An 8,069-nucleotide genomic window follows, 5' to 3' on the forward strand; every position below is an offset into this window, starting at 1 on the left:
CGTGGCCGTGCGCAACTCGCGCTTCCCCGACGGTCCCGCACTGGTCTACACCCGTGCGGAGATCGAGGCGATGCTGCTGGGTGTGAAGGACGGCGAGTTCGACCACCTGGTGGGCGGCTGAAACTCCGGCAGCCCCCGGCGAAATCGGGGCGATCCGCCCTCAGCGCGCGGTGACGCGCGTAGAACCGCGACGCGAGAATGCGCCCCGGTCTTTCATTCCCCGTCGGGTCGTGAACCGGCGTGCTGCAGCCGGAACAGCGCCCAGACCACCTTGCCGTCGAGCGCGCCCGCGAGCGGGTGCCAGCCCCAGCTGTCGCTGAAGGAGTCCACGAGGAACAGCCCGCGTCCCGACTCGGCCGAGAAGTCGTCGGTCTCCCGGGCGACCGGACTGTCGTGACTGGGATCGCGTACCGCGCACACCAGCCGCTCGGCCCACCGCATCAGGTGCAGCCGCACGGGAGGTTCGCGGTCGCCGGTACATGCCTTGCCCGCCGGCAGGCCGTGCCGCAGCGCGTTGGTGACGAGTTCCGAGACCACCAGGCAGACGTCGTCGAACCGCTCGCCCATGTCCCACTGGTCGAGGGTGGTGCGGGTGAACCGCCGTGCTTCGCGCACCGCTTCGTAGCGGGCGGGCAGAGCGCAGGAGGCGGCGTCGGACACGGCCGCGGGATCCAGCGGCGGAAGGCCCTGCCGTAACGGCTCGAGCATGGTCGATCCATTCGTCCCCATGCGAGGCACTCCCGGGAATTCGCGGTCGGTGCGATGCGGCGGTGGTGCGGGACCATGGTTTCGGATGCGTTCAGCAGATGCAAGGGCAGATGCACGTGCACGTGACCGGAATGAGATGTCCCGTGACGGTTGTTGGGAAATTTTTCCGTCATCTTCGCGTCCATCTTTGGCCGTTCACTTGCCTTCTTCTTGCTCCCGCGCGCGAGCGTCGACCGTCCCGATTCCGTTTCCGTAACCGGACGAGTACTGCTCGGAGTGTTTTAGTGGCAGACTGCGGCCCCTGAAGACGTTGGGGAGGCTGGCGAACGTGAGCGCGGGAGAGCCGGGATCGGTGGTGCGGCGCATGCTGCTCGGATCACAACTCAGGCGACTGCGTGAGGCGCGGGGCATCACGCGCGAGGCTGCGGGCTACTCGATCCGCGCCTCCGAGTCGAAGATCAGCCGGATGGAGTTGGGCCGGGTGAGCTTCAAGACCAGAGACGTCGAGGACCTGCTGACCCTGTACGGCATCACCGACGAGCAGGAGCGATCCTCCCTGCTGTCCCTGGCCAAGGAGGCCAACGTCGCCGGGTGGTGGCACAGTTACTCGGACGTGCTGCCCAGCTGGTTTCCGACCTACGTCGGCCTGGAGGGCGCCGCCTCGCTGATCCGGGCGTACGAGGTGCAGTTCGTGCACGGTCTGCTGCAGACCGAGGCGTACGCCCACGCGGTGGTCCGGCGGGGCATGCAGGGGGCGAGCGAGGCCGACGTCGAACGCCGCGTGGCGCTGCGGCTGGAGCGGCAGAAGCACCTCTTCGACGAGCGCGCGCCGGACTTCCACATCATCCTGGACGAGGCCGCCCTGCGCCGCCCCTACGGCGACCGCGAGGTGATGCGGGGCCAGCTCCAGCACCTCATCGAGATCTCCGAGCGGCCCAACGTCCGGCTCCAGGTGGTGCCGTTCAGCCTCGGCGGCCACTCCGGCGAAAGTGGCGCGTTCACGATCCTCAGCTTCCCGGAGTCCGACCTGTCGGACGTCGTCTACCTGGAGCAGCTCACCAGCGCGCTGTACCTGGACAAGGTCGAGGACGTCGCCCAGTACGAGAAGGCGCTCAAGGAGCTCCAGAGCGACAGCCCGGGCCCTTCGGAGAGCCGGGACCTTCTGCGGGGCCTCCTCCAGCTCTCCTGAAGTGCCCCTCCAACTCGCCTGAAACATCAGTACGATGACGTGTGATCAGATCGTGAAGGCACGATCAGAGGTCTGCCAGGGATCGAGGGATCACACATGTCGTCGTCCTGCTTCACCGACCTTGCACAGCAGTACATCGACGGTGAGTGGCGCCCGGGTACCGGCTCCTGGGACATCATCGACTTCAACCCGTACGACGACGAGAAGCTGGCGTCGATCACCATAGCCACGGTCGACGAGGTCGATCAGGCCTACCGGGCGGCGGCCCGCGCACAGAAGCAGTGGGCCGCGACCAACCCCTACGCCCGCCGGGCGGTCTTCGAGAAGGCGCTGCGCCTGATCGAGGAGCGCGAGGCCGAGATCTCCGAGGCCATCATCGCCGAGCTCGGCGGCACGCGCCTGAAGGCCGCCTTCGAGCTGCACCTCGCCAAGGAGTTCCTGCGCGAGGCGGTCCACCTGGCGCTGGCCCCCGAGGGGCGGATCATCCCCTCGCCGGTGGACGGCAAGGAGAACCGCGTCTACCGCGTGCCGGTCGGGGTCGTGGGTGTGATCAGCCCCTTCAACTTCCCCTTCCTGCTGTCGATCAAGTCCGTCGCCCCGGCGCTCGCCCTCGGCAACGCCGTGGTGCTCAAGCCGCACCAGAACACGCCGATCGTCGGCGGCTCCCTGGTCGCGAAGATCTTCGAGGACGCGGGGCTGCCCGGCGGTCTGCTGAACGTCGTCATCACCGACATCGCGGAGATCGGCGACGCCTTCCTCGAGCACCCGGTCCCCAAGGTCATCTCCTTCACCGGCTCGGACCAGGTCGGCCGGCACGTGGCGACCGTCTGCGCCCGGCTGTTCAAGCGCTCCGTGCTCGAACTGGGCGGCAACAGCGCGCTGGTGGTCCTCGACGACGCCGACATCGACTACGCGGTCGACGCGGCCGTCTTCAGCCGGTACGTCCACCAGGGCCAGGTCTGCATGGCCGCCAACCGGGTCCTCGTCGACCGGGCGGTCGCCGACGAGTTCACCGAGAAGTTCGTCGCCAAGGTGAAGACCCTCAAGACGGGCGACCCGCGCGACCCGGAGACCGTCATCGGCCCGGTCATCAACTCCTCGCAGGCGGACGCCGTCTCCGGCGTGGTCGAGCAGGCCCTCGCCGAGGGCGCCACGGCCCTGGTGCGCGGTGGGCGGACCGACAACCTCGTCGAGCCGTCCGTGCTGACGGACGTCCCCGCCGACTCGGCGCTGCTCCGGCAGGAGGTCTTCGGGCCGGTGGCCTTCCTCGTCCCGTTCGACGGCGAGGAGGAGGCCGTACGGCTGGTCAACGACACGCCCTACGGCCTGAGCGGTGCCGTCCACACCGGGAACATCGAGCGGGGTGTCGCGTTCGCCCGGCAGATCGACACGGGCATGTTCCACGTGAACGACGGCACCGTGCACGACGAGCCGATCGTCCCGTTCGGCGGTGAGAAGCACTCGGGGATCGGCCGGCTCAACGGCGACACGATGCTCGACTCGTTCACCACGACCAAGTGGATCTCGGTGCAGCACGGCCGGAGCGGGTTCCCTTTCTAGAGCCTTCCGGCGCCCGGACCCTTGCGGACAGAACCTGACCGCAAGGGTCCGTAGCGTGGTCGGTGTCAGGGGGAGAGGCCCCCTGGCCCGGTGAAAGGCGGCGGTCATGGTCACTCACGTTCCGGCGGAGGCACACGGCGACGAGCGCGGAGCGCTCCTGTCCTTCATCGCCGAGCAGCGCGGCGGCGTCCGCCGGGCGGTGCTCGGGCTGACGGACGAGCAGGCGTCGTCCCGCCCCAGCGCGAGCGAGCTGTCCCTGGCCGGTCTGCTCAAGCACGTCGTCGAGGTCGAGCAGATGTGGGTCTCCCTGGCCAAGGGCGAGCCGCCTGCGGTAGTGCGGGACCAGAGCAACTGGCACGAGTGCTTCCGGCTGGTCGAGGGCGAGACCGTCGAGTCACAGCTGGCCTACTGGGAGAAGGTCGCCGCCGAGACGGAGGCGTACATCCGCTCGGTCCCCAGCCTCGACGACACGTTCGCGCTGCCGGCCCAGCCCTGGTTCCCGCCGGACGGCCGGGTCTCCCACCGCTGGCTCTGCCTGCACCTCATCCGCGAGACGGCCCGGCACGCCGGTCACGCCGACATCATCCGCGAGTCCCTGGACGGCAGGACCGCCTTCGAGCTGGTGGCCGAGGAACAGCGGGCGGCGGCCGAGGCATAGCCTTGGCCGCATGTCAACGATCCGCCTCCTCGTGCTCGGCGCGGTCCGTATGCACGGCCGCGCCCACGGCTACCAGGTGCGCAACGACCTGGAGTACTGGGGCGCGCACGAGTGGTCCAGCGCCAAGCCCGGCTCGATCTACCACGCCCTGAAGCAGCTGGCGAAGCAGGGGCTGCTGCACGCGCACGAGACCGCCCCGTCCACGGCGGGCGGCCCGCCGCGCACGGAGTACGAGATCACCGGGCAGGGGAACGAGGAGTACTTCCGGCTGCTGCGTGAGGCTCTGGTCACCTACGACCAGCGCGGGGACTTGAAGACGGCCGCCGTCGGCTTCGTCGTCGACCTGCCGAGGGCGGAGGCGGTGGCCCTGCTGAAGGAGCGGACCCTGCGGATCGAGCAGTGGCGGGCCGCCGTCCTGGAGCACTACGTGCCCGAGGACGGGCCCGCTCAGCTCGGACACATCGGCGAGATCATGAACATGTGGGTCCACACGGCCGACTCCGAGGCCGAGTGGACCCGCGGTCTCATCGAGCGCATCGAGGGCGGCGCCTACACCTTCGCCGACGAGGGCGACCCGTTCGTCGGCGTCCTGGCCGACGACGAGGAGAACCCGTACGCGACGGGGGAGCGGCACCCCGGGGACGCCCACTAATCAAGTTTGACGAATGGCTCGGACGGGTTTACGTTTGCGCTTGTAGTCAAGTTTGACTAGCGAGGGAGACTCAGTGGCCGACACGGCGATCACCGTCGAAGGCGCGGAGAAGACGTACGGCGGCAAGAAGGCGCTCGACGGGCTCGGCCTCACGGTCGCGCGCGGCACGGTGCACGGAGTGCTCGGCCCGAACGGCGCCGGCAAGACCACCCTGGTGAGGGTCCTGTCCACCCTGCTGCGGCCCGACGCGGGCCGGATCGAGGTGGCCGGGCACGACGTGGTGCGCGAGGCGTACGCCGTGCGGCTGCGCATCGGCCTGCTCGGCCAGCACGCCGCGCTCGACGAGGAGCTCGGCGGACGGCAGAACCTGGAGCTGTTCGGGCGGCTGCACCATCTGGGCGCGCGGCGGGCACGCGCGCGTGCGGACGAACTCCTGGAGCGTTTCGATCTGGCCGACACCGGCCGCAAGGCGGTGCGGCAGTACAGCGGCGGCATGCGGCGCCGCCTGGACCTCGCCGCGTCCCTGATCACCGAGCCGGAGGTGCTGTTCCTGGACGAGCCCACCACCGGTCTGGACCCACGCGGGCGGGCCGAGGTGTGGTCGTCCGTCCGCTCCCTGGTAGGCGGCGGCACGACGGTCCTGCTGACCACGCAGTATCTGGAGGAGGCCGACCAGCTCGCCGACCGCATCTCGGTCGTCGACGCCGGGCGGGTCGTCGCCGAGGGCACGGGGGACGAGCTGAAGGCCGAGACCGGCGGTGACCGTATCGACGTGATCCTGCGGCACGCCGGCCAACTGGGGGCCGCCGTCGCCCTGTTGCCCCTCACCGGGATCAGCGTCGACGCCGACCGCCGGTTGCTGAGCGCCCCGGTCACCGACCGCATGGAGGCGCTCTCCGGGGTCGTACGGGCCCTTCAGGAGGCCGGGATCGAGGCGGAGGACGTCGCCCTGCGCCGCCCGACGCTGGACGAGGTGTTCCTGCACCTCACCGGGGACGACCACCGAGTGAAGGGGGCCGCGTGAGCGCCCATGCCCTGACCGACTCCTGGACCATGACCCGCCGGGAACTCGCCCGCTGGGGGCGGCAACCCGTGCAGCTGGTCGTCAACCTGGTCTTCCCGGTGATGCTGCTGCTGATGTTCGGCTACCTCGTCGGCGGCGGCCGCGGGGTGAGCGGCGAGTACCGCGACTACCTGATCCCCGGCATGCTCGCGCTCACCATGGCCTTCGGCCTGGAGGGCACGATGCTCGCCGTCACGCAGGACCTGAACAAGGGCGTGATCGACCGCTTCCGCTCGATGCCCATGGCCAACGGGGCGGTGCTGGTGGGCCGTTCGGCCGCCGACATGCTCCAGTCGGCGGCCGGCCTGACGGTACTCATCGGCGTGGGCGCCGCGCTCGGCTGGCGCCCCGGCGGGGGCCCGGCGGCCCTCCTCCAAGCCGTGGGACTGCTGCTGCTGTTCCGGTTCGCCATGCTGTGGATCGGCATCCACCTGGCCCTGGTGGCCGGGAAGCCGGAGATGGTCCAGGCCGTGCAGATCCTGGTCTGGCCGGTCGGCTTCCTCTCCAACGCGCTGGCCGCACCCGGCTCCATGCCCGGCTGGCTGGGCACGGTCGTCGAGTGGAACCCGATGTCCCACACGGCCACGGCCGTACGGGACCTGTTCGGCGTGCCCGGCACCGAGTCCGGCCACGCGTGGCCGGCGATCATCTGGCCCCTGGCCCTGCTGGCGGTGTTCTTCCCGCTGGCGGTACGGAGGTTCGCGCGGCTCAGCCGCTAGTGGTGGAAGCCGGTCGCCGCGCCCTTGTCCTCGGTCAGCGGGCGCGGCTGCCGGCGCAGGTCCGGCAGGAGCCGCTCCAGGTCCTGCGCGAGCAGATCGGCGAGATCGGCGGAGAAGCCGTTGCGGCACACCACCCGCAGCACGGACAGATCCTCACGGTTCTTCGGGAAGGTGTAGGCGGGCACCAGCCAGCCGTGCTCGCGCAGCCGCCGGGACACGTCGAAGACGTCGTACGCCGTCACGTCCGGCCCGGTCGTGAAGGCGAACACCGGCAGTTCGTCGCCCCGGGTCAGCAGCCGGAAGTCGCCGAGCGCCTCGACCCGCCCGGCCAGTCCCGTGGCCACGTCCCGCGCGGCCTGCTGGACGGCCCGGTAGCCGTCCCGGCCCAGCCGCAGGAACGTGTAGTACTGCGCCACGACCTGCGCGCCCGGCCGGGAGAAGTTCAGCGCGAACGTCGGCATGTCGCCGCCCAGGTAGTTCACCCGGAACACCAGTTCCTCCGGCAGCGCCTCCGCGTCCCGCCACAGCGCCCAGCCGACGCCCGGGTAGACCAGCCCGTACTTGTGCCCCGAGGTGTTGATCGACGCCACCCTCGGCAGCCGGAAGTCCCACACCAGGTCCTCGTCGAGGAAGGGCGCGACCATGGCCCCGGACGCCCCGTCCACGTGCACCGGGACGTCCAGCCCGGTCCGTTCCCGCAGCGCGTCCAGCGCCGCGCACAGGTCCGCGACCGGCTCGTAGGACCCGTCGAAGGTGGAGCCGAGGATGCCGACCACGCCGATGGTGTTCTCGTCGCACAGCTCGGCCGCGGCCTGCGGGTCCAGGTGGAACCGCTCGCCCTCCATGGGCACCAGGCGGGCCTCCACCTCCCAGAAATTGCAGAACTTCTCCCAGCAGACCTGCACGTTGACGCCCATCACCAGGTTGGGCCGGGCCCCGGGGTAGCGGTCGGCATTGCGTTTCGCCCAGCGCCGCTTCAGCGCCATCCCGGCGAGCATGCACGCCTCGCTCGACCCCGTCGTCGAACACCCCACGGCACTCGCCGGGTCGGGCGCGTGCCACAGGTCCGCGAGCATCGCCACGCAGCGCCGCTCCAGCTCGGCCGTGCGCGGGTACTCGTCCTTGTCGATCATGTTCTTGTCCCGGCACTCGGCCATCAGCAGCCCGGCCTCGGGCTCCATCCAGGTGGTGACGAAGGTGGCGAGGTTCAGCCGGGCGTTGCCGTCGAGCATCAGCTCGTCGCGCACCAGCTGGTGGGCGGTCGCCGGTGCCATGGGCTGGTCCGGGAGCCGGTGGGTGGGCGGGGCCTCGGCCATGTCGCCGAGCGGGTTGGCGGGACCGTAGAAGGGGTTGACGGACAGGCGGCGTTCGGCGGCTCGGTGGGGGCCTTCGTGGAGGGGCATGGGTGCCTCCAGGGGTGAGTTCTGCAGGGGGAGCATCGACAGGGGATTCAGCGGACCGACGTGCCGTCCTTGCGCAGCTGCATCTGCGGCCGGCCCGTCACCAGCAGCCAGGCCGGC

General features: G+C 70.3%; 9 protein-coding genes. 7 read left to right on the forward strand and 2 right to left on the reverse strand.

All coding sequences use genetic code 11. The features are described from left to right. A partial coding sequence (locus tag ABT116_RS36335) for a DUF397 domain-containing protein (protein ID WP_351643031.1) occupies window positions 1–121 on the forward strand: 121 nt, incomplete at its 5' end. 92 nt (window positions 122–213) lie between these two features. Here ABT116_RS36335 and ABT116_RS36340 read toward each other — a convergent pair. Next, window positions 214–729 carry an ATP-binding protein gene (locus ABT116_RS36340; RefSeq protein ID WP_351643017.1) on the reverse strand — a complete coding sequence of 172 codons (516 nt, stop codon included), beginning with the start codon at window positions 727–729 and terminating at the stop codon, window positions 214–216. A 331-nt stretch (window positions 730–1,060) separates the two neighbouring features. Here ABT116_RS36340 and ABT116_RS36345 point away from each other — a divergent pair, with 331 nt between their 5' ends. From ABT116_RS36345 to ABT116_RS36370, 6 genes are all read left to right on the forward strand, one after another. Next, on the forward strand, window positions 1,061–1,897 hold the full coding sequence (locus ABT116_RS36345; RefSeq protein ID WP_502983997.1) for a Sco1979 family transcriptional regulator: 837 nt from the start codon (window positions 1,061–1,063) through the stop codon (window positions 1,895–1,897). Between the two features lie 96 nt (window positions 1,898–1,993). Continuing rightward, a complete protein-coding gene (locus ABT116_RS36350; protein WP_351643019.1) occupies window positions 1,994–3,457 on the forward strand; it encodes an aldehyde dehydrogenase family protein in 1,464 nt (487 codons plus the stop codon). A 106-nt stretch (window positions 3,458–3,563) separates the two neighbouring features. Next, window positions 3,564–4,115 (forward strand): DinB family protein, encoded by a 552-nt coding sequence (locus tag ABT116_RS36355; RefSeq protein ID WP_351643021.1) that lies wholly within the window; start codon window positions 3,564–3,566, stop codon window positions 4,113–4,115. Window positions 4,116–4,125: 10 nt separating this feature from the next. After that, window positions 4,126–4,767, forward strand: a complete 642-nt coding sequence (locus tag ABT116_RS36360; protein ID WP_351643023.1) for a PadR family transcriptional regulator — start codon at window positions 4,126–4,128, stop codon at window positions 4,765–4,767. Window positions 4,768–4,840: 73 nt separating this feature from the next. Then, window positions 4,841–5,791: an ATP-binding cassette domain-containing protein gene (locus ABT116_RS36365; protein WP_351643026.1), complete on the forward strand. Its 951-nt coding sequence runs from the start codon at window positions 4,841–4,843 to the stop codon at window positions 5,789–5,791. After that, a complete protein-coding gene (locus tag ABT116_RS36370) occupies window positions 5,788–6,549 on the forward strand; it encodes an ABC transporter permease (RefSeq protein WP_351643028.1) in 762 nt (253 codons plus the stop codon). The genes ABT116_RS36365 and ABT116_RS36370 overlap by 4 nt, the downstream gene beginning before the upstream one ends. Here ABT116_RS36370 and gad read toward each other — a convergent pair. After that, window positions 6,546–7,952, reverse strand: a complete 1,407-nt coding sequence (gene gad / locus ABT116_RS36375; protein ID WP_351643036.1) for a glutamate decarboxylase — start codon at window positions 7,950–7,952, stop codon at window positions 6,546–6,548. The two genes, ABT116_RS36370 and gad, sit on opposite strands and share 4 nt — an antisense overlap. Window positions 7,953–8,069: the final 117 nt, after the last annotated feature.

The sequence above is a fragment of the Streptomyces sp. NPDC002130 genome, assembly GCF_040296465.1.
Classification (GTDB): Bacteria; Actinomycetota; Actinomycetes; order Streptomycetales; family Streptomycetaceae; genus Streptomyces.

Bases quoted from the DNA above. Each gene is read 5' to 3' on its own strand.
- ABT116_RS36355 (WP_351643021.1), top strand. From the start codon at position 3,564: ATGGTCACTCACGTTCCGGCGGAGGCACACGGCGACGAGCGCGGAGCG.
- ABT116_RS36360 (WP_351643023.1), top strand. From the start codon at position 4,126: ATGTCAACGATCCGCCTCCTCGTGCTCGGCGCGGTCCGTATGCACGGC.
- ABT116_RS36350 (WP_351643019.1), top strand. From the start codon at position 1,994: ATGTCGTCGTCCTGCTTCACCGACCTTGCACAGCAGTACATCGACGGT.
- gad (WP_351643036.1), bottom strand. From the start codon at position 7,952: ATGCCCCTCCACGAAGGCCCCCACCGAGCCGCCGAACGCCGCCTGTCC.
- ABT116_RS36340 (WP_351643017.1), bottom strand. From the start codon at position 729: ATGGGGACGAATGGATCGACCATGCTCGAGCCGTTACGGCAGGGCCTT.